Here is a 25,241-nt window from a genome sequence, read left to right as displayed (position 1 = left end):
TCAATAAGCTAAAATAAAAACTAAAGCATAATGCTTAATTCCAAACAAATTTTGTGACAAGTCCTACTACTAATAAAGAACCTCTTAAAAAGGATTCTCCTGAAGTTGAAGAGCCTAAAAAAAAGAATAATTTTTTTAGATCTACCTACGATGAGCTTAAACTTGTCGTGTGGCCTAACAAACAACAACTTTTTAGCGAATCAGTAGCAGTTATAATTATGGTATCTTTTTCTGCTGCAGCCATTGCTTCTGTTAGCAGATTCTATGGGTGGGCAGCCTCGCAAATTTTTGGTTGAATTATCTCCCGAATATCCATTTATAAAGATCTTAATTAAGCTTCCAGAAAAATGAGTAATGAATTAACTACAAACCTTGCTTCTTCAAAAGCAAATACAAGCATCGCAAGATGGTATGCAGTTCAAGTAGCATCAAGCTGTGAAAAAAAAGTAAAAGCGACTCTTGAGCAGAGATCAGTAACTTTAGGTGTTAATAATAGAATCATTGAAATTGAAATTCCCCAAACTCCAGGAATTAAATTAAAAAAAGATGGAAGCAGACAAACTACTGAAGAAAAAGTTTTCCCAGGTTATGTACTCGTAAGAATGATTTTGGATGAAGATACAATGATGGCTGTTAAAAGTACTCCAAATGTAATTAACTTTGTCGGTGCTGAAGACGGTAGAGGCAGCGGAAGATCGCGAGGTCATATCAAACCTAGACCATTATCAAGACAAGAAGTTAATAGAATCTTTAAGCGCGCATCAGAGAAAAAAGCTGTAATCAAGTTAGATATTGAAGAAAAAGATAGAATCATTGTAACTAGCGGTCCATTCAAGGATTTCCAGGGAGAAGTTATAGAAGTTTCCGGAGAAAGAAATAAATTAAAAGCATTACTTTCAATATTTGGGCGCGAGACTCCTGTAGAATTAGAATTCTCCCAAATCAATAAACAAAATTAATTTCTAATTGTTCTTGTTTATCGAGTAAAATTATGATTTTCTACTTCAGCTTAAATTTTCTAATCTAATGGCAAAAAAAATTGTTGCAGTTATCAAGCTTGCTCTACAAGCAGGCAAAGCAAATCCTGCTCCTCCTGTAGGCCCAGCTTTAGGACAACATGGTGTCAATATCATGGCATTTTGCAAAGAATACAACGCAAGGACACAAGATAAAGCAGGTTTTGTAATTCCAGTCGAGATTTCTGTTTTTGAAGATAGAAGCTTTACTTTTATCACAAAAACGCCTCCTGCTTCCGTTTTAATAACAAAAGCAGCTGGTATAGAAAAAGGATCAGGTGAATCCGCAAAAGGCTCTGTTGGGAATATAAGTAAAGCTCAATTAGAAGAAATAGCCAAAACTAAGCTTCCTGATCTAAACTGTTCTAGTGTTGAATCAGCAATGAAAGTAATTGAGGGTACTGCTCGTAATATGGGCGTCTCTATCACTGATTGAGTTCAGTACAAAATTTCTCACTATTTAGGGGAGGTTAGTTAATAACCGTTTGCACCCAACATTATTATGAAAAAACTATCCAAAAGAATGGCGGCTCTATCAACAAAGATAGAAGATCGCATTTACGCACCACTTGAAGCTCTTAGTATTATCAAGGAAAATGCTAATGCAAAATTTGATGAAACTATTGAAGCACATATACGTTTAGGCATTGATCCAAAATATACTGATCAACAATTAAGGACTACTGTTGCATTGCCACATGGTACTGGCCAAAGCATCAAAATTGCAGTAATTACAAGTGGTGAGAATGTATCGAAAGCTAAGGCTGCTGGTGCAGATTTATTTGGAGAAGAAGACCTAGTGGAAAGCATCAATAAAGGAAATATGGAGTTTGATCTACTTATTGCAACTCCAGATATGATGCCAAAGGTTGCAAAATTAGGAAGAGTTTTAGGACCTAGAGGTTTAATGCCTAATCCTAAAGCTGGTACAGTAACTAATGACATTGCTAATGCAATAAAAGAATTCAAAGCTGGTAAGCTCGAATTTAGAGCAGATAAGGCTGGAATCGTTCATGTCCGCTTTGGAAAAGCAAGTTTCACAAAAGAGGCTCTATTTGATAACTTAAAAACCTTACAAGAATCAATTGATAAAAATAAACCAAGTGGAGCTAAGGGAAAGTATTGGAAAACTTTTTATGTAACTTCAACAATGGGGCCTTCGGTTCAAGTTGACATAAATGCTGTACAAGATTACCAACCTGAAGGTTAACGCTTTGTAGTATAATTTAAAGTGCAATAATACGGCCAAAGAAAGTAGGTTAATTTAGTTATTCTAAATTTTTAATTCCTACCGAGGACTCGTCTTAAATTATTTCTTTTTGGATCTAATAAAAGCGGCCTCTTTAAAAGGACTTTGCCGCATTTCCTGCTCTCCCTAAATTACGATCCAAAAAACATCAATGGGCCGAACACTAGAGAATAAGCAACAAATCGTTACTGAGATTAAATCTCTATTAAACGACTCGGAAATGGCTGTAGTTCTTGACTATAAAGGTTTAACTATCAAAGAGATGTCAGATTTGCGATCTAGATTGCAAACAACTAACGGCATTTGCAAAGTTACTAAAAATTCATTAATGCGTAAAGCTATTGATGGAGATAGTAATTGGAACGATCTTGAATCTTTACTGACCGGAACAAATGCTTTTGTCTTAATCAAAGAAGATGTTGGTGGTGCTGTAAAAGCTATCCAATCTTTTCAAAAAGACACCAAAAAATCCGAAACCAAAGGAGCTTTATTTGAAGGCAGACTTCTAAGCGATTCTGAAATAAAAGAAATTGCAAGTCTTCCATCTAAAGAAGTATTGATGGCAAAAATTGCTGGCGCTCTTAATGGCGTTGCAACAAAAATTGCGATCTCTATTAATGAAGTACCTTCTGGACTTGCTAGATCACTTCAACAACATTCTGAAAAATCAGAATCCTAAATTCAAAACCTAATTAACTTTAAGAAAATGTCCGCAAAAACTGAAGAAATTCTTGAATCATTAAAATCTCTATCACTTTTAGAAGCATCAGAGCTTGTAAAGCAAATTGAAGAGGCTTTTGGTGTATCTGCTGCAGCTTCTGCAGGTGTAGTTATGGCAGCTCCAGGAGCAGCTGGCGGTGACGCAGATGGTGGCGCTGCTGAAGAAAAAACTGAATTTGATGTAGTTCTCGAAAGCTTTGATGCAGCTGCAAAAATCAAAGTACTTAAGGTTGTAAGAAATGCAACTGGTCTAGGTCTTGGCGATGCAAAAGCACTTGTTGAATCTGCACCAAAAACAGTAAAAGAAGGAATTGCCAAGGCAGATGCTGAATCTTTAAAGAAAGAGATTGAAGAAGCTGGCGGTAAAGTTACACTTAAATAAGAGTACATTTTTTCAAGCCGATAACCTTAATATCGGCTTCAAAAATTATGAATAGTGATAGTATTGCGATTGAAGCCGCAACCGATGGAGCCTGCAGTGGTAATCCAGGCCCAGGTGGTTGGGGCGGTTTAATAATTTTTGAAGATAACAGCGAATTAGAAATAGGTGGTTCCGAGCAAAATACTACTAATAATAGAATGGAACTCACTGCGGCTATAAAAACTCTTGAGAAATTAAAAACCTACAAATTAAAAGAGAACTTTAAACTAAGAACTGATAGTAAATATGTAATAGAGGGTTATACAAAATGGATTATTAATTGGAAGAAGAATGGATGGAAAACAAGTTCAGGGAAACCAGTTCAAAATCTTGATCTATGGCAAAAAATTGATCAATTAAGAATTAATGGCCTAATAATGGAATATGTTAAAGGTCATAGCGGGGATAAACAAAATGATAGGGTTGATAAAATTGCAACTAATTACAGCAAAGGTATATCTTTAGAAAGTAACTTAAAAAAAATAGAATCCTCAGTTGATTTTTTTGAAAAAAATGCACCTGTAGAAATTCAGGAATTATTTTCCCGCAATGAATTAATTCAAAAATTTGCAGAAAAAAAGTACCTGTTAAGTTCACCTGAACTAGAAACCTTATTAGGTGATGAAAACCACTTAAAGATAAAACAATATTCACTTTTTGAATGGCGTAATTGGAGATTGATTCCTAAAGATAAAAAATATTGGATAATAGAAAAAAAGAAGCCTAATTTTTTATGAATGATAAGAAGGGGGGATTTAAAAATCTTTATAAAAACTTGATTACCCCTGTATTAAAAAAAGACTCTGGAATTGATGCAGAATACTTAACAAATTTATCTCTTAGTCTCCTATCATTCAGTTCAAGAAAATATAATTGGCCTATAGTATCTTCTATCTTAAAAAATCTAAATGAAGAATTTTCTGTAGTTGATAAAAGGTTAACTCAGAACATATGTGGAATAAATTTTTGTAATCCAATTGGTTTAGCTGCGGGTTTTGACAAAAATGGAAATGCCGCAAATATATGGAAAGATTTTGGTTTTGGATTTGCTGAGCTTGGTACAGTAACTAAATTTGCTCAGAATGGAAATCCCAAACCAAGGTTATTTAGATTGGCAGAAGAAGAAGCAGCATTAAATAGAATGGGTTTCAATAATAATGGTGCTGAAAATCTAGTTAAAAACTTTGTCGAACAAGGTATTGAGTTTAAAAAAAACAGGGAGAATATTTGTTTAGGGATAAATTTCGGTAAGTCAAAAATTACAGGTTTATCTCAAGCAAAAGATGATTATTTAACTTCTCTAAAATTATTAATTCCATATTGTGATTACGCAGCAATAAACGTTAGTTCTCCAAATACTGAAGGACTAAGAAAATTACAAGATCCAATTCTTCTAAAAGAACTTCTTAGAGAAATTAAAAACTTACCTAATTGTCCACCATTATTTGTAAAAATTGCGCCAGATTTAGGCCTTAAAGATATTGAAGATATTTGCCAATTAATAATCGAGGAAAACATCGATGGAATAATTGCTACAAACACCAGCATTGATAGATTAGGTCTTGAAAATAGAAAGATCAGGCAAACTGGATTATTACTCTCTCAAGAGAATGGAGGATTAAGTGGGAGGCCTCTCCAAAAAAAAGCAAATCAAATAATAAAACATATACATAATATTGATAAAAAGATTATTTTAATTGGGGTTGGTGGAATAGATAGTCCTGAGTCAGCTTGGGAAAGAATTTGTTCTGGAGCATCATTAATTCAACTTTACACAGGATGGATATATAAGGGTCCACAATTAGTACCAGATATACTTGAGGGAATTATAAAGCAACTCAATAACCATCAATTATCTAGTATAAAAGATGCAATTGGATCAGATTTAAAATGGGTTGAATAAAATTAGAGCATGAATAATGAACCTCATGATTACTCAAAGTTAGCCATGCAAGGATCAAACTTGAAGCACGGTGGAAATGTATATGCAATTGCGAAAAAATTAAATTTATTACCATCCGAAATCATTGATGCAAGTGCATCATTAGTACCCTTTGATCCCCCTCAAATACTAATAGATTCAATAAATGCGGAAATTAAGAATCTTGGCTTTAGATATTACCCAGAAAGAAACTTGAGTGATCTGAAAGAAATAATCGGCAAATTTCATGGGATAAACCCAGAGAATATATTGCCTGGGAATGGAGCTTCTGAATTAATAACCTGGGCAGGTTATGAAGCATCCAAATTCGGAATAAGTTGTATTCCTTCTCCATCATTTGTTGATTATGAAAGATCTTTAAATTGTTGGAATAGCAATTTTATACATTGCGAATTACCAAAAAACTGGAGTGATATTTTTCCTCAATCATTTCCGCTTCATCCAAAAGGTGATGTTATTTGGATAACAAATCCACATAACCCTACCGGCCAATTATGGGAAAAGAATTCATTGGAGGAAGTTGTGAAAAAATATAAATTAGTTATCTGCGATGAAGCTTTTTTATCCATAACACCTAATGGAGACAAAGAATCTTTAATACCATTAACCAAAAGATTTGATAATTTATTAGTCTTGAGAAGCTTGACCAAAATCTTCAATATTCCAGGGCTTAGATTAGGTTACGTTATTGGCTCATCGAAAAAACTTAAACAATGGGAAATAAATAGAGATCCTTGGCCTTTAAATTCATTTTCTATTAAAGCCGGGATTGATCTACTAAGTAATAAGAAATTCTATGAACAGTGGACAAAACAGATTCACAGCTGGATAAATATTGAAAAAAAGAGAGTATTTGAAAAATTATTAAAAATAGAGAACCTTAAAATTCATAACTCTTCAACCAACTTTTTTTTAATAGAAAGTGAAACATCCTTGTCGCCAAATATAAAATACTTAGAAAATAAGGGAATATTGCTTAGAGAATGCACTTCATTTAGATTCCTTGACGAAAAGTGGGCAAGAATAAGTCTACAGAATAGAAAAAATAACACTCTTTTATGTGAAGAAATTCAGAATTCCTTTAAAAAATAATCAATATACTTTTTAATCTCATTTTTAGATTTAATTTTATTATTATTTTCCATATTCTTCTTCATGAGATCTAAAATTTCATAATGTTTTTTTCCCTTTTTTGATTTTATTTTAAAAATTCTTTCTAGAGTTTCTTCAAAAACTTCTTTAGACATATTATTCTGATTGATTAAAACTGAGCCTCCACTTGCAGCAAGAATCATGGCATTTTTCTCCTGATGATTATTTTTAGAATATGGATATGGAATTAAAATTGAAGGTTTTTCAGCCTCCATTAATTCATTGATTGTTCCTGCACCAGATCTCGATATTACAAGATCACAGTTTTGAATTAAAGCTGCTATTTCATTAGTAAATTTCTTTTGAATATAATTTTTGGAGTTTTTTACATGAAAAGGTTTTAGATTAGATTCGCCAACAATATGAACTATCCGAAATTGTTTTTTTATTAAAAACTCTAGAGATTCATAAAGAATTTGATTTATAGCTTTTGATCCTTGACTACCTCCCAAAACAAACAAAAGAGGTCCATTTCCTTTTGGAACCCATTCTGGCAAAAAATTAAATTTATAGAATTGCTCTCTTAAAGGTGTTCCAGTGAAAATAGTTTTACAATTTTTTAAATAAGAATTTGTTTCTTTAAATCCTAAAAGAACATAGTTACATAAAAAACCAAAATATTTCGTGACCATTCCTGGAACTACATTTGATTCATGAATAATGATAGGTATCTTTAGAAGTTTTGAAGCAACAATAGTAGGGGCAGATATATAACCTCCAGTCGTAAAAACCAAGTTAATTTTTTTTTCTTTTAAGATCCTAATTATTTGGAAAGTTGACATTAAAATTTTTATATATTGATAAAACAAAAAAATATTTTTTCTTGGTGTCTTTAAATTCAAAGTCTTCAAATTATATTTTTGGGGAATCAAATGCGCATCAAGTCTTTGCTGAATACCCAACCAATGAATATTCCACTCATCCTCCACCTCTTTAGAAACTGCTAAAGCTGGAAAAATATGGCCTCCTGTTCCACTAGCTGCAACTAATAAATTATTTTTTTTAGACATAAAAACTTAAATTAGTAGAATGAAAATAATAAATAATAAATATGTTGAATTTAAACTTATTCAGAAATATAGGATTCCCTCTCTACTTATTTATTTATCTCATTCTCCCCTATTCAGCAATAACGCAAACTTTAAAAGTTGATTTTATAAGAAATTTAGAAACCTCATTAAATAAGCGAGACTTAGAGTTTATTAAAAAAAATTTTAGAAATGATGAAAACCAAAATATTCCAAAACAATTTTCAAAGATTATTAATGATTTCCCTAACAGCAAATGGAAGATCAAAAGATTAAAATCTAATATTCCAGATGAAGATATTTTGCGAATAAAAGTTTCTGGGGAAAAAATAGTTAACGGAGAAATATATATACTCGAATCCAAATTTGATTATTTATTTTCAATCGTGAATGGAAAAATAAGTGAAGGGATTATCAAAAATTTATTCACCACAATAAGAAACGATAATAAAAAAATAGATATTAGTTTTAAAATTCCTGATAGAGTTCTTACTGGTTCAAAATACGATATCGATATAATTCTAAATAAGCCTCTTGAAGAAGTGATTATTGCTGGAGCTATAAAACCTCATCAAGTTAATTCATTGTTTGAACAAGAAATGTTATTGGAACCATTGGCGTCTGGAGGGATTTTTAAAATTACAAGAGCCCCTTCAAAACCAGGGATGCAAATTTGGTCAGGAATCATAGCTCATCCTGAGGGAATGATTACTTTCACAAAGAGCATTGATATTGTTGATGAGATATAGCCTAAGCGTCGTTTAGCGCAGCCACACCTGGTAAAGTTTTACCTTCTAAAAGTTCCAAACTAGCCCCACCTCCGGTAGATATATGAGACATTTTCTCAGCTAATCCTGCTTTTTCAACTGCTGCAACTGAATCTCCACCACCAATTATTGTACAAACTTCAGAAAAAGCACTTAAGTCCGCAAGAGTCGTAGCTATTGCATTTGTACCATCTGCAAATTTATCAAATTCAAAAACTCCCATTGGACCATTCCAAATAATTGTCTTACATTCTGCAAGAGCATTCTGAAAAACTTTAATGGAATCTGGACCAATATCTAGACCCATCCAATTCCCACTAATTGCATCAATTTGAGATATTTTACTATTGGCGTCAGGAGAAAATTCATCAGCCAAAACAACATCGGTGGGTAATAATAACTCTACTCCTTTTGCTTTTGCTTTTGCTTCTAAATCTTTAGCAAGCTCGAGTTTATCTTCTTCTACAAGGCTCTTTCCGACATCTAAACCTCTAGCTTTATAAAAAGTGAATATCATACCTCCACCAATCATGATTTTGTCACACTTATCTAGTAAAGAATCAAGTACTCCTATTTTACTACTAACCTTTGACCCTCCAACTATTGCTGCCAATGGACGATTTGGGGAATCTACTGCTCCTTGTAGGTATTTCAATTCTTTTTCTAAAAGGAATCCAGCTACTGAGGGACTTAAATAATTTGTAACACCCTGAGTTGAAGCATGCGCTCTATGAGCAGCACCGAAAGCATCATTTACATACATATCTGCATGTGATGCTAATTTTTCAGCAAACTCCAGGTCGTTCTTTTCCTCTTCACCAAAAAAACGAACATTCTCAAGTAAAAGAACATCTCCATTAGATAAGCTATTTGATTGTGCAACTGCTTCATCACCAATACAACTGTTAGTAAGAGCAACATTTTGCCCCAACAATTCACTTAATCTTACTGCTACTGGAGTTAATCTCATTTTTTCATTTACCTGACCCTTCGGTCTACCAAAATGAGCAGCTAAAATGACTTTTGCAGAATGATTAATAAGATATTCAATAGTTGGGATCGCTGCACGAATACGCGTATCGTCGGTTATTTGACCATCTTCATTTAATGGAACATTAAAATCTACTCTTACAAGAACTTTTTTTCCTTCTAAATGTGTCTTATCAAGACTGGAAAGAGATAATTTTGACATTAAACAAGCTATATTTATAATCTCAAGACCCTAACGTTAATTTGGGCTTATTGGGTTAAAAAGTAGTTACTGTTACCTATGCCTTAATAAATTTTAAGAATTAACGATTATAAAAATTTTTAGTTATTAAATTTATACTAAAATTTAGAAGTAAATACTTTTGAAACTTATAAAAACTAAAAGGAATACAAAATTTTATTTGATTTATTGAAGTGGACATACCCAAAATCCAATGGTACCCAGGCCATATCGCAAAAGCAGAAAAGAAATTATCTGAAGTTATCAATAAAGTAGATTTAGTTATCGAAGTGAGAGATGCACGAATTCCTTTGTCAACAGGACATCCACACTTAAATAAATGGATAAATAATAAAAAACATATTCTTGTCATTAACAGATCAGATATGATCTCCCCGAATACAATCAATAGTTGGAATAAATGGTTTAATTCTAAAGATCAATATCCTCTTTGGTGTGATGCTAAAAGAGGAACAGGGATTAAAGAAATTTGTAAGTCAGCCAAAGATTCTAGGTCGTCAATCGACGATAGAAGACTCTCTAGAGGAATGCGAATTAGGCCAATTAGAGCCCTTACACTTGGTTTTCCAAACGTAGGAAAGTCGGCATTAATTAATAGAATCGCAAAAAAAAGAGTTGTAGATAGCGCTAGGAAAGCAGGCGTGACTCGTAATTTAAGATGGATAAAATTAGAAAGTGGTATAGATCTGCTAGATGCTCCTGGTGTTATACCTCCAAATTTAGAAGATCAAAAATCAGCACTTAATCTTGCACTGTGTGACGATATTGGAGAAGCTGCTTATGAAATAGAGAGTGTCGCAATTGGATTTATCAAAATTATATCCACTCTCAACAAAGATAAGAATGCGAATATCTCAGTTAAACAAATATCTAATAGATATGGAGTTGATATTACTAAAGGCTTTAAGAGTCCTTCTGCTTGGATCGACGAAGCAGCTTCAAAACATACCTCTGGCGATAAAAGGAGAATGTCTCATAAGTTATTGGAAGATTATAGAAATCAAATGCTGGGTAAAATTGCTTTAGAAGTCCCACTATGGAATTAAATAATCAAAATTCTTTCGGCATTGGAGAAGGTGAGCTTATAGAAATTATTTATGAGCTACCTCTTCCTATGAGGCTAGACAGATGGTTGGTAAGTAAAAGGCCAGAACAAAGTAGAGCAAGAATTCAACATTTTATAAATTCAGGTTTAGTACTTGTAAACTATAAGACTGCGAAAGCAAAGACCCCATTAAAAAATGGCGACAATATTCAAATATGGATGCCTCCTCCAGAACCTCTTATTTATTTGAAACCTGAAAAAATTGATTTAAATATCCTTTTTGAAGACGAGCACATCATAGTAATTAATAAACAATCAGGACTAATTGTTCATCCAGCCCCTGGACACAAATCTGGAACTTTAGTGAATGGATTACTTTTTCACTGTAAAGATCTACCTGGAATTAATGGGAAACTAAGACCTGGGATTGTTCACAGATTAGATAAAGATACCTCCGGATGTATGGTTGTTGCAAAAAGCCAAGAGGCATTAGTAAATCTCCAGAAACAAATTAAAGAAAAAATAGCATCACGCGAATATATTGCAGTAATTCATGGAGCACCGAATTCTGAAGAAGGCCAAATAGTGGGGAACATTGGCAGAGATAAATTAAATAGATTGAAATATAAAGTAGTTGAAGAAACTTCAGGAAGGTATGCCTGTACCTATTGGAAATTAGAAGAAAGATTTGGCAATTACTCATTAATGAGTTTCAAACTAGATACGGGGCGAACGCATCAAATAAGAGTACATTGCGCTCACATTAATCATCCAATTGTGGGTGATCCGTTATATGGAAGATGTAAAAAACTACCATGTAAATTAGATGGCCAAGCTTTACACGCCATTAAGCTTGGACTTATACATCCAATAAATGGTAAAGAAATGATATTTGAATCAGAATTACCATTAGATTTTCAAAAATTACTAAGTGTTCTTAAAATTAAATAAGATTCAAAGAGGAATTTAGAAGCGATTTTGTATACGTGTTTTGAGTTTTAGTGAATATTGTGGAACTTTCTCCTTCATCAACTATCTTTCCGTGATTCATAACTAGCAACCTATCACAAAATCTTTTAGCAATGCCCAAATCATGAGTAATAAAGATAATCGTTAAATTCATTTTTTCTTGCAAGACTCTAAGTAATTCAAGAATCTCTATTTTTACTGAAGCATCCAACATATTAACGCTCTCATCACAAATCAAAATTTTTGGTTTCAACAATAGCGCTCTGGCTAATGAAATTCTTTGCAATTGACCACCAGATAATTGGCTAGGATACGAATTAAAAAAATCATTATTTAAGGGAAGATTCAAATTTCTAAACATTAATTTTATTTCTTTTTCGATTTTTCTTTTATCTGAAATTTTTTGAATAAAAAATATATCTTCCAAAATACTTTTAATTGTCATTTTCGGGTTCAAACTTGAAAAAGGATCTTGAAAAATAATTTGCACTTTATTGTTCTTTTTAAAAGATTTATTTTTTTTCGATGCATGATTTTTATCATAAATTTTGATTTCACCACCTCTTACTTTAAGAAGTCCAATTAAAGCCCTACATAATGTACTTTTACCACTCCCTGAAGAACCAACTATTCCAAGAGTCTCATTCTCATATAACTTGAAACTAACTTCATTTAAAGCCTTATTCCATTTATTAATGAAAATTGAAGAATTTAATTTATACCAATGTCTTAGGTTATTTACCTCTAGAACGACCTGATCTCGAGCATTATTTTTAGTATTTGGTTCTAATACTATTTTTGAAGCATTTACTAACTTTTTCCCAATATCTGATTTTGGTGATTGAAAAATATCTAATATATTCCCTTTTTCAACAATCGATCCCTTTTCAATTATTGCAACTTTTTTACACCACTTTGCTGCAAGATTAATATCATGACTAATCAAAATTAAAGTTGTATCAAATTCATTACATAGATGAATTATTTCTTGCATAATTTCAAAACTTGTTTTGGTATCTAAGCTTGTTGTAGGTTCATCAGCTATTAATAATTTAGGTTTCAAAGCAAGTGCCATTGCTATAGAAACTCTCTGTCTCATTCCGCCGCTAAATTGATGTGGGAAAGAATCAAGTCTACTTTCTTCAATTCCGACTTTTTGAAAAACTTCTCTTACTAATTTTTTAATAGCTAAAGATGATTTAGTTTGATCATGTGTTTTAAATAATTCATATAAATGATCCCCAACTCTCATTAGCGGATTAAGTTTTTTTATAGAGTCTTGATAAATAAATCCAAAATTCTTTCTTCTAAATAATTGTGCATCTTTGTTGTTTATTTTCCTAGGATCTACATTAGAAATCGATAGATACCCTTTAGAAGTGGCCTTTGCAGGCAATATATTTACTAATGTTTTTGCAAAAGTGGTCTTTCCACATCCAGAAGGTCCTATTATGGCCAAATGATCTCCACTATCTATTTCCAAATTAAAATTTTTGATAATAGGTTGCTGTTTTAGACCATATTTAACAGTAAGATTTTTAACTACAATAATTTTTTCTTTATTTTTTTCCATGATTTATAGCAAATTTTTCTAGACATAAATAAAATACATCTAAAGCAATATAAAATGTCCGAGGCAGCTGCAAATTCAAAAGAAAAAAACGAAATTGAAGTTTCCAAAACTATTTTGCCTGAAAATAAAAAATATGAAAGTGAATCTTTGAATTATCAAATAAACATTCCCGATTGGCTTCTTAAAGATATTCATAATTTTGAAAAATCAAATAAAGAAAATGATGAGAATCAAAACCTTATAGTAAAGGCTTTTAAACTTGCTTATAAAGCTCATGATGGACAATTCCGTGCGAGCGGCGAGCCATACATTATCCACCCGGTTGCTGTTGCAAATCTCCTTAAAGAAATAGGTGCTAGTTCATCTGTTATTGCTGCAGGCCTTTTACATGATGTAGTTGAAGATACTGGCATTGATTTATCTGAAATAGAAACAAATTTTGGATTAGAAGTAAAAATACTTGTAGAGGGTGTAACAAAATTAGGCGGCATTCACTTTAACAACAGGACTGAAGCACAAGCTGAAAATCTTAGGAAAATGTTTTTGGCTATGGCCAGCGATATCAGAGTTGTCTTAGTTAAACTTGCAGATCGACTCCATAACATGAGAACAATTGAATGGCTAAATGATGAGAAAAAACTAAGAATAGCGAGAGAAACAAGAGAGATTTATGCACCATTAGCTAATCGACTAGGAATAAACAGATTTAAATGGGAATTAGAAGATTTAGCTTTTAAATTCCTAGAGCCTAAAGAATATCTAGATCTTAAAGATCAAATCGCCGTTAAAAGAAGTGATAGAGAAAAAAGATTAAAAGTAACTTTGAATCTTATGAAGGAAAACTTGAATTCAGCGGGTTTGAAAAATTTTGAAATAACAGGAAGGCCAAAACATCTTTATGGCATCTGGAGCAAAATGGAAAGACAACAAAAGCATTTTCACGAGATTTATGATGTTGCTGCCCTAAGAATTATCGTGGACAATTCAGATAGTTGTTATCGAGCTTTAGCAGTTGTTCATGATACTTTCAAACCAATTCCAGGAAGATTTAAAGACTATATAGGATTACCAAAACCCAATGGATATCAGTCCTTACACACTTCTGTGATTGGAAGACATCGACCTATTGAAGTTCAAATTAGAACTACTTCGATGCATCAAATTGCTGAATATGGTATTGCCGCTCATTGGCAATATAAAGAGGGTGGTTCTCCTGCTAAAAGTAATGCCGAGAGATTTAATTGGCTAAGACAATTAGTAGAATGGCAACAAGAAGGTAATGAAAGGGATCATAATGATTATTTAGCTTCAATTAAAGAAGATTTATTTGATGAAGAAGTATTTGTAATCACTCCAAAAGGAGATGTTGTTGGTTTAAGGAAAGGATCTACCGCGATAGATTTCGCCTACAGAATCCATTCTGAAGTTGGAAATCACTGTAATGGAATAAGAATTAATGAAAAGCTTTCTCCATTATCTACAGCACTTCAAAATGGTGACTTCATAGAAATTTTGACAAGTAATAATGCTACTCCAAGCTTGGATTGGCTGAACTTTGTAGTTACGCCAACTGCTAAAAATAGAATTCGCCAATGGTATAAGAAAAGCCATCGTGATGAAACGATTAAAAGAGGTAGAGATTTACTTGAAAAAGAAGTAGGTAGAAACGGTTTTGAAGCATTACTTTCTAGTGAAGCCATGAAAAAAGTTGCAAATCGATGCAATTTAAAAACTACTGAAGACCTTCTTGCATCTCTTGGTTTTGGTGGTTTAACTTTGCATCAAGTATTAAACAGACTAAGAGAAGAAATAAAATTACAGACAGAAGATGTAAAAAATGATTCTGACTCTGAAATAGCAAAATCTCTTAAAAGTAATAATAATTTATCCACTAATCAATCTAATACAGCAGCTAAATCACCAATTTCCGGGATAGAAGGTCTTGATTACAGAATAGGTAAATGCTGTTCCCCACTCCCAGGCGAGGATATTATCGGAACTGTGTCGCTCGGCAACCATGGGATAACTATACATAGGGAAGATTGTGAAAATGTAATACCAATTCCAATAGAGAGAAGATTACCTGTCGGTTGGAATCAAGATAATAAAACTGGCGATAATAAGTTTCCAATTCAGCTACGAATAGAAGTAATTGATCGAGTTGGAGTTCTTAAAGATATTCTTATGCGGTTATCTGATAAAGGTATAAACGTTAGTGATGCCAATGTTAAAACTGCTTATGGTAAACCAGCTGTTATAAATCTTTGTGTAGGTCTTGAAAGTTATAATCAACTTCACAAAACAATTGAACAAATTAAATCAATGGCAGATGTTTTAGATATTGCCAGAATTGGACAAAGTTAATTTTAAAATCAGATCAATCTATCTTTTACTTTTTATCTTGTAGATAAAGAAAACAATACTGCCGCAAATCAAAGCTAATAAAATACCTACACAAGATGAACCTAAGAGTAATTTTAAGGAAAAAATTCTACCTTGTTTCCATAAGTCATCAATAACTAAACTTTTTTCAAGAATTTTATTAGAAGGATTATTTAAAAAAATCGAACCAACTTTATAGTTAAAATAATAAAGTGGAATATAAGTAAAAGGGTTGCTGATCCAGGTACCAATTGCAGCTAGAACAATATTTCCCTTAGCTAGTTTCGCAAAAAATACTCCCATTAAAGTCTGAAAACCAAAAAATGGAAAGCAACCACTAAATACCCCTATAGCTAAACCTTTAGCATTAAAGAAAGGACTTCCATTCTGACTCCTAAATAATGATAGAATTTTCTTATAGGTAATATCTCTTTTAAATCTCATTCAGAAAGAAAATTTCAAAATTAAATGCTTGATAATCTTACTTAATTATCCATAACAAAGCGAGAGATGGATTCGATAGTTACTACAGAAGATACGATAGCCGCAATTGCTTCAGCTATAAGTATTGGGAAGGGAGGAGTTGCGATAATAAGAGTATCAGGGAAAGACGCAATTAATTCTTGCAAAAAGATTGTTCAAACTAAATCTAAATATGCATGGAAATCACATAGAGTTTTTCGTGGTTTTATTCAGGAAAATAAACAAAATAAATTTATAGATGAGGTTTTAATTTTAGTGATGAAATCCCCAAATAGCTTCACAGGAGAGGATGTAGTTGAACTTCATTGCCATGGCGGAATTATCATAGTAAATAAAGTTTTAAAGATATTATTATCTAGTAATTCTAGAGTTAGACTTGCAAACCCAGGAGAATTTAGTCAAAGAGCTTTTCTTAATGGGAAAATAGACCTTACTCAAGCTGAGTCGATTAATCAATTAATTAATGCAAGCAATACCAGATCAGCCGAGTTAGCCTTTAGCGGGGTTCAAGGAGAAATAAAGAAAAAAATTGATGATATTAAAAATGACCTTATAAATCAACTTTGCGAAATAGAAGCGAGAGTTGATTTTGAAGAAGACTTCACAGATTTTGATTACACCAAATATCTAAAAAACATTAAAAAAGTCAAAGAAAAAATAGAATTACTAATAGAAAATGCAAAAAGAAATTCATATATTCATAATGGAATATCCATTGCGCTTATAGGTAAAACAAATGTTGGCAAAAGCTCTTTATTAAATTTGCTTGCAAAAAAAGAGAAAGCAATCGTAACTAATATTCCTGGAACAACTAGAGATGTTATTGAAGTTAATTTAACTATTAATGATATTCCAATGAAAATAATTGATACTGCTGGCATAAGAGAAACTCATGAACAAATTGAAAGTATAGGAATTAAAAAAAGTTTTGGGAAAATAAAAGAGTCAGATTTTATAATTTATATTTATAGTCTTGAAGAAGGATTTAATGAAGAAGACAAAAAAATAATACAAGAAATTCCCAAAGAAAAATTAATTACTATTTTGGGTAATAAAAAAGATTTAATTAATTGCAAAAATATTAGTTCAAATGAGTTAAAAAACACAATTCTTATGAGTATTAAGAATAATGATGGTGAAAGATTATTAATAGACACAATTATAAAAAAATGCGGATTAAAACAAGTAGAAAATATCAATATATTTTTAAACGAAAGACATCTAACAAATTTGTCTGCTTGCTTATCTAATTTAAATGATACTGATGAAATAATTAAAAATAAATTGCCATTTGATTTGTTATCAATTGAGCTGAGAGATGGAATTCAAAACTTATCTAAAATAACTGGTCAAGAATTAACAGAGGAACTTCTAGATAATATTTTTTCTAAGTTTTGTATTGGTAAATAAATTTGAGTTAAATTACATAGTGATATATAGTTGATTCTCTAACTTCAGTTTAATTTTTATTAATTAATTATTTCTTAGTTTAGTGGATTTAAATACTCCAATAATAAGTAAAATCATTGATAATTGGATCGATGAAGATATAGGTAGGGGAGATCTTACAAGTTCCTCTATTACAGAAGAGAATGGTAATGCATATTGGATTGCAAAAGAAGAGGGTATATTCTGCGGGGTTGAAATTATAAAAGAAATTTTTAGAAAAATTGATTTAAAAATCAGTCCAAAATTTTATATCTCTGATGGAGATCAATTTGTTAAAGATCAAAAACTCTTAGAAATATATGGGCCTTCAAAAAGTTTGCTAGCTAGTGAAAGAATAAGCTTAAATATAGCAATGCATTTATCTGGAATATCAACACACACAAAGAATCTTGTAAATAAGTTAGAAGGTACAAATATAAAATTAGCAGATACTAGGAAAACGACTCCTGGCTTAAGAATATTTGAAAAATATGCATTCAAATGCGGAGGTGGAGTCAATCATAGAATGGGATTATACGATGCAGCTATGATAAAAGAAAATCACATTGCATGGACAGATAATCTTAATAATGCAGTAAAAAAAATTCGACTAAATTCGCCTTTTACAACTCATATCATAATTGAAGCTGAGAATATCGAACAGGCAAAAGAAGCAGTATTAGCAGGTGCAGATAGTGTCTTATTGGATGAACTTAGCCCTGAAATAATCAAAAAAAACGTTCAAGAATTAAGAGATTTATCAATGAATAGCTTAAAAAAAGAAGTAAATAAAAATTTGATAATAGAAGTTTCTGGAATTAACCCTGAAGAAATTAGTAAATATCTAATAAAAGGTATTGATTTGATTTCAACAAGTTCTTCAATCACCAAAAGTAATTGGATTGATTTGAGTATGCGTTATATTAATTAATTATATAGATAAATAATTTAATAATTAATGCTAATCATTTTTAAAGAATTAACAAAACAATTTGAAGAATCTCTTTTAGATAGTCTTGAAAAAAATGATAAAAAAGGAGAATTCGAAATTCTTCGAAAAAATTTAATTACACAATCATCAAAAGAGGAATTTGGTGATTATCAATGTAATGTTTGTTTAAGTTTATCTAAAATATATAAAAAGAACCCAAGAGATATTTCTAATGATTTTATTAACCTTTTAAATAAAAATATAAGCATATCAAAATTATGTAAGAGTCTAGAAATAGCTGGACCTGGATTTATAAATATAAAATTAAAAGATGAGGTTCTAATAAATGAAATTAAGTCAAATATTCAATGCAATAGGGCTGGCATACCTCTAATTAGAAAAGATTTAGATAGTGGGTTGTCCAATAAAGTTATTGTAGATTTTTCTAGCCCTAATATTGCTAAAGAAATGCATGTAGGGCATTTAAGATCAACAATAATAGGTGACTCAATATCTAGAATTTTCGAGTTAAGAGGTTATGAAGTATTAAGACTCAATCATGTTGGTGATTGGGGAACACAATTTGGCATGCTTATTACTCAGCTCAAAGATTTATATTCAAATGATCTAGAAGAAATAGGAAAGATCAAAATAAGTGATTTAGTTGAATTTTATAAAGAATCAAAAAAAAGATTTGATAACGAATCTGAATTCCAAAAAAGATCTAGAGAGGAAGTAGTTAAGTTACAAAGTGGAGATATTAAATCGATTAAAGCTTGGAAATTATTATGTGATCAATCAAGGAAAGAATTTGATGAAATCTATAAAAATTTAAAAATAAAAATAGAAGAAAGAGGTGAATCTTTTTATAATCCCTTCTTAAAATCAGTTATTGATGATTTGAATTTAGAAAAAATATTAGTAGAAGATCAAGGAGCAAAATGTGTATTTTTAGATGGGATGACTAATAAAGAAGGCAAACCTTTACCGCTAATTATTCAAAAAAAAGATGGGGGTTTTAATTATGCCACTACAGATCTTGCTGCTATAAGATACAGATTCAATAAACCTCCTAATGGCGATGATGCTTCAAGAATTATTTATGTAACTGATCATGGGCAAGCAAACCATTTTGCTGGAGTTTTTCAAGTTGCAAAAAAAGCAAAATGGATCCCAGAAAATTGTCAAGTAAACCATGTCCCTTTTGGGTTAGTTCAAGGAATTGATGGCAAAAAACTAAAGACAAGAGAAGGTGAAACAATACGCCTAAAAGATTTATTAAATGAAGCAGTTAGAAGAGCAAAAGAAGATTTATTGAAAAGATTAGAAGATGAAGATCGTTATGAGACCGAAGAGTTTATAGCAAATACTTCAAGAATTATTGGATTAGGAGCTGTTAAGTATGCAGATTTAAGTCAAAATAGGATTACCAATTATCAATTTAGTTTTGATAAAATGCTTTCCCTAAATGGTAATACTGCTCCTTATTTGTTATATACACTTGTAAGAATTTTAGGAATTAAAAGAAAAAATAATTTTGTTTATGACTCTAAAGATTTTCAGTACGTAAATTATCAACATAAATCTGAGTGGAAACTTATCAGAAAATTACTTAAGTTCGATGAAGTCATAATTTCTATTGAAAAAGACTTAATGCCAAATAGATTATGCAATTATCTGTTCGAGCTATGTCAGACTTTTAATAGATTCTATGATCAAGTTCCAATCCTCAAAGAAGAAAAAAATATAAAAATTTCTAGGCTTAATTTATGTGACCTAACTGCAAAAACACTAAAATTAAGCTTAGAGCTTTTAGGAATTGAAACTTTAGAAAGAATGTAATGAATGATTTTGATCCATTAAATAATCTTTTCCCAAAACCAAGAGAAGAAATAATAAATATGCAGTCTTACTCTGCACCTTTAGAAAATAGAAGAAATTTACTCCGCTTAGACTTTAATGAAAATACTTTAGGTCCAAGTCCTAAGGTTCTAGAGGCATTACAAGCGATAAAATTAGATGAGATTTCAATTTATCCAGAATATAATTTTTTAAAAAAATTTTTATGTGATAAATATCTTGATTCAAGAAAATTTGGAAATGATGAAATCGGAATTTTCAATGGAGCAGATGCAGCAATAAATGCAATTTTCAATTGCTTTGGAGAAAAAGATCAAATATTTCTAACAACAAATCCAACTTTTGGTTACTATTCTCCTTGTGCAGAAATCCGAGGAATGAAAAAAATAATTTGTTCTTACATTGGAGAAAATTTTCTATTCCCCATCGAAGAATTTAGGGAAAAAATAATAAAGCATAATCCAAAGTTAATATTTATTTGCAATCCAAATAACCCAACAGGAACTGTTCTAAGCTCTCATGAAATAATTAATTTAGCCAATATCAATAAAGCTTCATTAATAGTTGTTGATGAACTATATGAAAAATTTAATGGAGATAGTCTTCTTGAATCGATAGATTTTGAAAAGAATAAAAATATACTAATAATCCAATCTCTTTCAAAAACTGCAGGTCTAGCTGGTTTAAGAATAGGTTTTACTTTTGGCAATAAAAGTTTAATTCAGTACATTAATAAAGTTACAGGACCATATGATGTAAACAGCTTTGCTATAATAGCTGCATTAGCAGCACTTAAAGACAAATCATATATTGATAATTATGTTTTAGAAGTAAAAAAGGCGAGGGAATGGATTTTAAATAAATTTAAATCAACAAAAATCAGAACTCACTTTAGTGGAGGTAATTATTTCTTAATTTGGCCAAATAAAGATCCTAAAATCTTAATACAACAGATGAGAGAAAAAGGTATTCTTATTAGAAGTATGGAAAACAAAAAAGATATCGGTAATTCTATAAGGGTTAGTATTGGAACTAAAGAACAAATGATTTTTTTCTGGGACAATTACAAGATATTAGATTTAAAAAATTAATTACTGAAAATATAAATTGTATTTTGATCGATTCTTTTAGGTTTTATTTGAAAATCTTTTCCAACATATTTTACTTTAAAATCTTTCATATTTTCGATAAATAAATCAGCATTTGAGAAATCACATTCTTTATTAATTTTTTTGCCGCGTTCAAAGTGAACAGGAATAACTACATTAGGTTTTAGAAGCTTAACTATTTTTGAGGCTTCTTTACCATTGTAAGATTTTATTCCTCCTCCAATTGAAATAAACAATATATCTGGAGCAGACAAAATAATTTGACTGTTTATATCAATATCACCAGCAGCTCCTCCCATATGAACAATTTTAAGGTCATTCTGCTCCCAACTCCAAACAGTTGCCATCCCAAATCTTCTTCCATCTACTCTGTCATGTGGTACAGAAATTCCATTTAATAAAATATCCTCAAATTGATAGATTCCTGGCTCAACGAACATTAATTGATCATTAGGGTTATATCCTTCATCTGGAAGCCTAGAACTAGCCAAAATAAAATCTACGTTGACTTCTTTTGGCTCCTTTAAATTACTTGCACAACCTATTGCTTTAAAGGGATTTATAAGAATAGATTTATCTGCACTAGTAATTAAAAAACTACTATGTCCCAAACTTTTTATTCCTAAGTTCCTTGCCAATAATGATGTAGGTAAAAAAGAGCTAACTAATATCAAAAATAAAAAGTTTTTAATTTGAGAAATCATAATATTATTTTTTTTTATTTTACTTTTGTTCAGCCATTTTTAGAAAATTACTAATTAATTTATGACCAAATTGCGTCAACACACTTTCAGGATGGAACTGTACCCCATGTAAATGTTTATATTCTTTATGAGAGATAGCCATAATTGTTGAGTCTTCTAAAGTCGCAGTTATGTCGAAACAAGATGGTAAAGAACTTGAATCAACTATAAGACTATGGTATCTAGTAGCCACAAATGGAGTCTCGATATCTTTAAACAATCCTTTTTGATTATGAAATATTTTGGATGTCTTACCATGCATAAGTTCTTTCCCAACTATAACCTTACCTCCAAAAGCTTGGGCCAAAGCTTGATGACCTAAACAAACTCCCAAGGTCGGAATATTTTTAGATAATTTTTTTAGAATTGGCAGACAAATTCCAGATTGATCTGGATTACCTGGACCTGGAGATAAGAGAATTCCACCAGGATTTAGTTTGATAATTTCTTCTAAAGTAATTTCATCATTTCTTTTAACTATTAATTCTTTAGTTATTTCATGATCAACTGAAAGTTCTCCTAAATATTGAACAAGGTTATAAGTAAAACTATCGTAATTATCAATAACAAGAAACATATTTATATGGATTTAAAATAACAACTTTATTTTAGGAAGAAAGATATATACAGCAATAATAACAGAATTAATGGAAGCTAATAATACTGCTCCCGCAGAAGTATCTTTTGAAATTTTAGCCAAAATACTAAATTCTTTTTTCACTACTAAATCAACGATTGATTCAATAGATGTGTTCAATATTTCTAATATTAAAACAGACATTATTGTTGCAATCAAAATAACATAATTACTTAGACTAATTTTTAGTAAAAAACCAATTATTAAACTTGCAACTGCAAAAATTAATTGAATTTTAAAATTTCTTGAAGTTTTTAATACATAACTAATACCACTGAAAGCATACTTAAAACTTATAAATACATTACTAGAAGTTTTGTATGATTCTTTTCTATTTTCTAAATAGTTTATTTTTTTTTCCATTTATTTTTAATCTAATCGAGTAATTAAATATTCTTGGAAATTTAACATATTTTCTAAATCATGCTCATTATTATGTTCCCATCCCAAAAGATGTAAAAATCCATGACTAGCCAACCAGATCATCTCTCTATAGATTGAATGTTTATATTCATAAGATTGCGCAAGAGCCATCTCTAATGATATAAAAATATCTCCCAACTCTATATGATCTAAATTATTTAGAGATTCATCAGAAATAATTGGAAAAGATAGAACATCAGTTGGACCATTTTTTTGCATCCATTTCTTATTTAAAGAAGCAATTTCTTGATTAGATATTATCTGTAAGCCTAATGAAAAAGATTTTTTTTCAAAAATATAATTTGGTAATTCATAATCCTCTTTTTTTAATATAGTATTTATCCAAGATAAAAAAACTTTCTCCCAAAAAATAGATTCAAAAATAAGATGAGTTTTAGTATCTTTTAACTTATTTGAAAATTGAGAGAAATCATTACATTGAAAAACCAAATCTAAATTTATTTCAGAAATAATTTTTTCTTTCATACATTCTTAAACTGGAATATTGGGCTTACCTATTGTGGCCACAAGTATTAATATCCCAATTAAAACTAGAAAGGTTATTGAAAAATGAGAAATACTTTTTGAGCCTTTCCTTACCATATTTCTCATAGCAAGCTTTATAAAACTTGGAGGAGAAACTTTTTTCTCTAAAATTTCGTTTTTATTTTCCATTAGTTATTCAATAGATTCATTAGAAGAAATATTCATACGTAATAATTCATGAATAAATGGGTCAAGTCCACCATCTAAAACACTATCTAACTCGTTAGTCTCCTGCATAGTCCTAAGATCTTTTACCATTTGATAGGGATGGAAAACATAATTTCTTATTTGATTGCCCCATGCAGCTTCCACAATATCACCTTTAATATCAGCGACTTCAGCAGCTCGTTGTTCTTTAGCAATCACTAATAGTTTAGACTTTAAAAGTAACATAGCTTTTTCTTTATTTTGTAATTGAGATCTTTCTTGAGTACATCTTACTGAAATCCCTGAAGGCAAATGAACAATTCTCACTGCTGTTTCTACTTTATTAACATTTTGTCCTCCAGCTCCACCGGATCTACTCGTTGTAATTTCTAAATCTTTTTCAGGTATATCAAGTGAAATATTATCATCTAATTTTGGCATAACCTCTACCCCAGCAAAGCTGGTTTGTCTTTTGCCATTGGCATTAAAAGGAGAAATTCTTACTAATCTATGAGTTCCTTTTTCATGTTGCAGATAGCCATATGCATATTTTCCATCAATTTCAAACGTTACACTTTTAATACCTGCTTCTTCTCCTTGAGATAATTCATTAATGACAAGGCTCATTTGATTATTATCGGCCCATCTAGAGTACATTCTTAATAATATCTCTACCCAATCCTGCGCATCTGTTCCACCCGCACCTGCGTTAATAGAAACTACTGCTCCTTCCTTATCGTATTCACCACATAACAATCTTTCAAATTCCCATTTATCCAAATTATCTCTTAATTTCTTTAATCCCAGCTGCGATTCTAAAATCATTTCCTCTTCGGGTTCTAGAGAATAAAGCTCAAGAGAGGCATTAGCATCAGAAATAAAAGTTTTCCATTTATCTAACAATTCGAGTTGTGCTTTGACATCATCAAGGATTAACATTTGCTTTTTAGCTTCTTCTTGATTATCCCAAAATTCAGGCTGAGCAGAAATTTGCTCTAACTCTTTCCTTTTCGCTTTTAATCTTGGAACGTCAAAGACAATCCTGAGCATTACCCAGGCGCTCTGTTAGTTCCGAAAGATCTTTTTTGAAATCTGTAATATCTATCAAAATAGAATTTAATCGTTATTTATAATCTAACAAGCACTTTTGTTTAATAGTATAAACTAAGTATTATTTTAAAAAAATGTCCAAAGTTGAAATTTATACTTGGCAATATTGCCCATTCTGTATTCGAGCAAAATCACTACTCAAGAAAAAAAATGTAAATTTTAAAGAATATAAAATAGATGGCGACGAAGATGCCAGAGCATTGATGATTGAAAGAGCTGATGGTAGAAGAACATTACCACAAATATTTATAGATAATGAGGGTATCGGAGGCTGCGATGATCTCTACGCATTAGAAAATGAAAATAAATTAGAAGCATTATTAAACTAG

28 protein-coding genes are annotated in these 25,241 nt (G+C 31.0%); 18 read left to right on the top strand and 10 right to left on the bottom strand.

Annotated elements, in window-relative coordinates; translation table 11 throughout:
- Positions 1-53 precede the first annotated feature (53 nt).
- The 9 genes from secE (at position 54) to HA152_RS01040 (ending at position 6,440) form a co-directional block, all read left to right on the top strand.
- The gene (secE, locus tag HA152_RS01080) at positions 54-296 is read left to right on the top strand and encodes a preprotein translocase subunit SecE (RefSeq protein ID WP_011817698.1); all 243 of its coding nucleotides are present in this window, start codon (positions 54-56) and stop codon (positions 294-296) included.
- A gap of 51 nt (positions 297-347) precedes the next feature.
- A complete protein-coding gene (gene nusG, locus HA152_RS01075; RefSeq protein ID WP_011817697.1) occupies positions 348-959 on the top strand; it encodes a transcription termination/antitermination protein NusG in 612 nt (203 codons plus the stop codon).
- A gap of 67 nt (positions 960-1,026) precedes the next feature.
- The gene (gene rplK / locus HA152_RS01070; RefSeq protein WP_002805232.1) at positions 1,027-1,452 is read left to right on the top strand and encodes a 50S ribosomal protein L11; all 426 of its coding nucleotides are present in this window, start codon (positions 1,027-1,029) and stop codon (positions 1,450-1,452) included.
- A gap of 66 nt (positions 1,453-1,518) precedes the next feature.
- Positions 1,519-2,226: a 50S ribosomal protein L1 gene (gene rplA, locus HA152_RS01065; protein WP_011862247.1), complete on the top strand. Its 708-nt coding sequence runs from the start codon at positions 1,519-1,521 to the stop codon at positions 2,224-2,226.
- Between the two features lie 190 nt (positions 2,227-2,416).
- Positions 2,417-2,944 carry a 50S ribosomal protein L10 gene (gene rplJ / locus HA152_RS01060; protein WP_079323149.1) on the top strand — a complete coding sequence of 176 codons (528 nt, stop codon included), beginning with the start codon at positions 2,417-2,419 and terminating at the stop codon, positions 2,942-2,944.
- A 27-nt stretch (positions 2,945-2,971) separates the two neighbouring features.
- Positions 2,972-3,367, top strand: coding sequence for a 50S ribosomal protein L7/L12 (rplL, locus tag HA152_RS01055; protein ID WP_011817694.1), 396 nt, complete (start codon positions 2,972-2,974; stop codon positions 3,365-3,367).
- Positions 3,368-3,414: 47 nt separating this feature from the next.
- Complete coding sequence (rnhA, locus tag HA152_RS01050) at positions 3,415-4,143, top strand: ribonuclease HI (protein WP_025922805.1); 729 nt, start codon at positions 3,415-3,417, stop codon at positions 4,141-4,143.
- Positions 4,140-5,309 (top strand): quinone-dependent dihydroorotate dehydrogenase, encoded by a 1,170-nt coding sequence (locus HA152_RS01045; RefSeq protein WP_075448460.1) that lies wholly within the window; start codon positions 4,140-4,142, stop codon positions 5,307-5,309. The genes rnhA and HA152_RS01045 overlap by 4 nt, the downstream gene beginning before the upstream one ends.
- Positions 5,310-5,354: 45 nt before the next feature.
- Positions 5,355-6,440 carry a pyridoxal phosphate-dependent aminotransferase gene (locus HA152_RS01040; RefSeq protein WP_025975703.1) on the top strand — a complete coding sequence of 362 codons (1,086 nt, stop codon included), beginning with the start codon at positions 5,355-5,357 and terminating at the stop codon, positions 6,438-6,440.
- Here HA152_RS01040 and murG read toward each other — a convergent pair.
- Complete coding sequence (gene murG / locus HA152_RS01035; protein WP_209132660.1) at positions 6,419-7,510, bottom strand: undecaprenyldiphospho-muramoylpentapeptide beta-N-acetylglucosaminyltransferase; 1,092 nt, start codon at positions 7,508-7,510, stop codon at positions 6,419-6,421. The genes HA152_RS01040 and murG overlap by 22 nt on opposite strands.
- Before the next feature lie 41 nt (positions 7,511-7,551).
- Between murG and HA152_RS01030 the strand changes: the two genes are divergently transcribed.
- Positions 7,552-8,277: a hypothetical protein gene (locus HA152_RS01030; RefSeq protein ID WP_209109501.1), complete on the top strand. Its 726-nt coding sequence runs from the start codon at positions 7,552-7,554 to the stop codon at positions 8,275-8,277.
- Position 8,278: 1 nt separating this feature from the next.
- Here the strand turns inward: HA152_RS01030 and HA152_RS01025 are convergent, their stop codons facing one another.
- Positions 8,279-9,487 (bottom strand): phosphoglycerate kinase, encoded by a 1,209-nt coding sequence (locus tag HA152_RS01025; protein WP_025906011.1) that lies wholly within the window; start codon positions 9,485-9,487, stop codon positions 8,279-8,281.
- Positions 9,488-9,699: 212 nt separating this feature from the next.
- Between HA152_RS01025 and ylqF the strand changes: the two genes are divergently transcribed.
- A complete protein-coding gene (gene ylqF / locus HA152_RS01020) occupies positions 9,700-10,572 on the top strand; it encodes a ribosome biogenesis GTPase YlqF (protein ID WP_209132658.1) in 873 nt (290 codons plus the stop codon).
- A complete protein-coding gene (locus HA152_RS01015; protein WP_209132656.1) occupies positions 10,563-11,522 on the top strand; it encodes an RluA family pseudouridine synthase in 960 nt (319 codons plus the stop codon). The genes ylqF and HA152_RS01015 overlap by 10 nt, the downstream gene beginning before the upstream one ends.
- On the opposite strand, the gene HA152_RS01010 is transcribed toward HA152_RS01015, so the two are convergent.
- Positions 11,515-13,113: an ABC transporter ATP-binding protein gene (locus tag HA152_RS01010; protein WP_209132654.1), complete on the bottom strand. Its 1,599-nt coding sequence runs from the start codon at positions 13,111-13,113 to the stop codon at positions 11,515-11,517. The genes HA152_RS01015 and HA152_RS01010 overlap by 8 nt on opposite strands.
- 54 nt (positions 13,114-13,167) lie before the next feature.
- Between HA152_RS01010 and HA152_RS01005 the strand changes: the two genes are divergently transcribed.
- Entirely contained in the window at positions 13,168-15,477 is a 2,310-nt protein-coding gene (locus HA152_RS01005; protein ID WP_209132652.1) for a RelA/SpoT family protein, read from the top strand.
- A gap of 18 nt (positions 15,478-15,495) precedes the next feature.
- On the opposite strand, the gene HA152_RS01000 is transcribed toward HA152_RS01005, so the two are convergent.
- Positions 15,496-15,939, bottom strand: a complete 444-nt coding sequence (locus HA152_RS01000) for a DUF2062 domain-containing protein (protein ID WP_209132650.1) — start codon at positions 15,937-15,939, stop codon at positions 15,496-15,498.
- Positions 15,940-16,005: 66 nt separating this feature from the next.
- Here HA152_RS01000 and mnmE point away from each other — a divergent pair, with 66 nt between their 5' ends.
- The 4 genes from mnmE (at position 16,006) to HA152_RS00980 (ending at position 21,288) form a co-directional block, all read left to right on the top strand.
- Positions 16,006-17,388: a tRNA uridine-5-carboxymethylaminomethyl(34) synthesis GTPase MnmE gene (gene mnmE, locus HA152_RS00995; RefSeq protein WP_209132648.1), complete on the top strand. Its 1,383-nt coding sequence runs from the start codon at positions 16,006-16,008 to the stop codon at positions 17,386-17,388.
- A gap of 82 nt (positions 17,389-17,470) precedes the next feature.
- Positions 17,471-18,337, top strand: coding sequence for a carboxylating nicotinate-nucleotide diphosphorylase (nadC, locus tag HA152_RS00990; RefSeq protein ID WP_209132646.1), 867 nt, complete (start codon positions 17,471-17,473; stop codon positions 18,335-18,337).
- 27 nt (positions 18,338-18,364) lie between these two features.
- Complete coding sequence (gene argS / locus HA152_RS00985; RefSeq protein WP_209132644.1) at positions 18,365-20,179, top strand: arginine--tRNA ligase; 1,815 nt, start codon at positions 18,365-18,367, stop codon at positions 20,177-20,179.
- The gene (locus tag HA152_RS00980; RefSeq protein WP_209132641.1) at positions 20,179-21,288 is read left to right on the top strand and encodes a pyridoxal phosphate-dependent aminotransferase; all 1,110 of its coding nucleotides are present in this window, start codon (positions 20,179-20,181) and stop codon (positions 21,286-21,288) included. Before argS ends, HA152_RS00980 begins: the two co-directional genes overlap by 1 nt.
- Here the strand turns inward: HA152_RS00980 and HA152_RS00975 are convergent.
- The 6 genes from HA152_RS00975 to prfB all read right to left on the bottom strand — a co-directional run bounded on the left by HA152_RS00975 (position 21,285) and on the right by prfB (position 24,910).
- Positions 21,285-22,010, bottom strand: coding sequence for an MBL fold metallo-hydrolase (locus HA152_RS00975; RefSeq protein ID WP_025900235.1), 726 nt, complete (start codon positions 22,008-22,010; stop codon positions 21,285-21,287). The two genes, HA152_RS00980 and HA152_RS00975, sit on opposite strands and share 4 nt — an antisense overlap.
- A gap of 19 nt (positions 22,011-22,029) precedes the next feature.
- Entirely contained in the window at positions 22,030-22,626 is a 597-nt protein-coding gene (locus HA152_RS00970; protein ID WP_075507470.1) for an anthranilate synthase component II, read from the bottom strand.
- Positions 22,627-22,638: 12 nt separating this feature from the next.
- Positions 22,639-23,049, bottom strand: a complete 411-nt coding sequence (locus HA152_RS00965) for a diacylglycerol kinase family protein (RefSeq protein ID WP_209132639.1) — start codon at positions 23,047-23,049, stop codon at positions 22,639-22,641.
- Positions 23,050-23,055: 6 nt separating this feature from the next.
- On the bottom strand, positions 23,056-23,595 hold the full coding sequence (ybeY, locus tag HA152_RS00960; protein ID WP_209132637.1) for an rRNA maturation RNase YbeY: 540 nt from the start codon (positions 23,593-23,595) through the stop codon (positions 23,056-23,058).
- Between the two features lie 6 nt (positions 23,596-23,601).
- A complete protein-coding gene (locus tag HA152_RS00955) occupies positions 23,602-23,784 on the bottom strand; it encodes a DUF3285 domain-containing protein (RefSeq protein WP_011817674.1) in 183 nt (60 codons plus the stop codon).
- A 3-nt stretch (positions 23,785-23,787) separates the two neighbouring features.
- Positions 23,788-24,910 (bottom strand): peptide chain release factor 2 gene (gene prfB, locus HA152_RS00950; protein WP_209132629.1). Its coding sequence is split into 2 segments (ribosomal slippage): positions 23,788-24,834 and positions 24,836-24,910, totalling 1,122 coding nucleotides; the frame shifts between segments, so codons are not numbered across the junction.
- A 76-nt stretch (positions 24,911-24,986) separates the two neighbouring features.
- Between prfB and grxC the strand changes: the two genes are divergently transcribed.
- Positions 24,987-25,241, top strand: a complete 255-nt coding sequence (gene grxC, locus HA152_RS00945) for a glutaredoxin 3 (protein ID WP_209132627.1) — start codon at positions 24,987-24,989, stop codon at positions 25,239-25,241.

The organism is Prochlorococcus marinus XMU1412 (assembly GCF_017696315.1).
Classification (GTDB): domain Bacteria; phylum Cyanobacteriota; class Cyanobacteriia; order PCC-6307; family Cyanobiaceae; genus Prochlorococcus_A; species Prochlorococcus_A marinus_AF.
The sequence above is the reverse complement of the archived record's forward strand: the minus strand, read 5'-3'. Positions and strand labels throughout refer to the sequence as shown.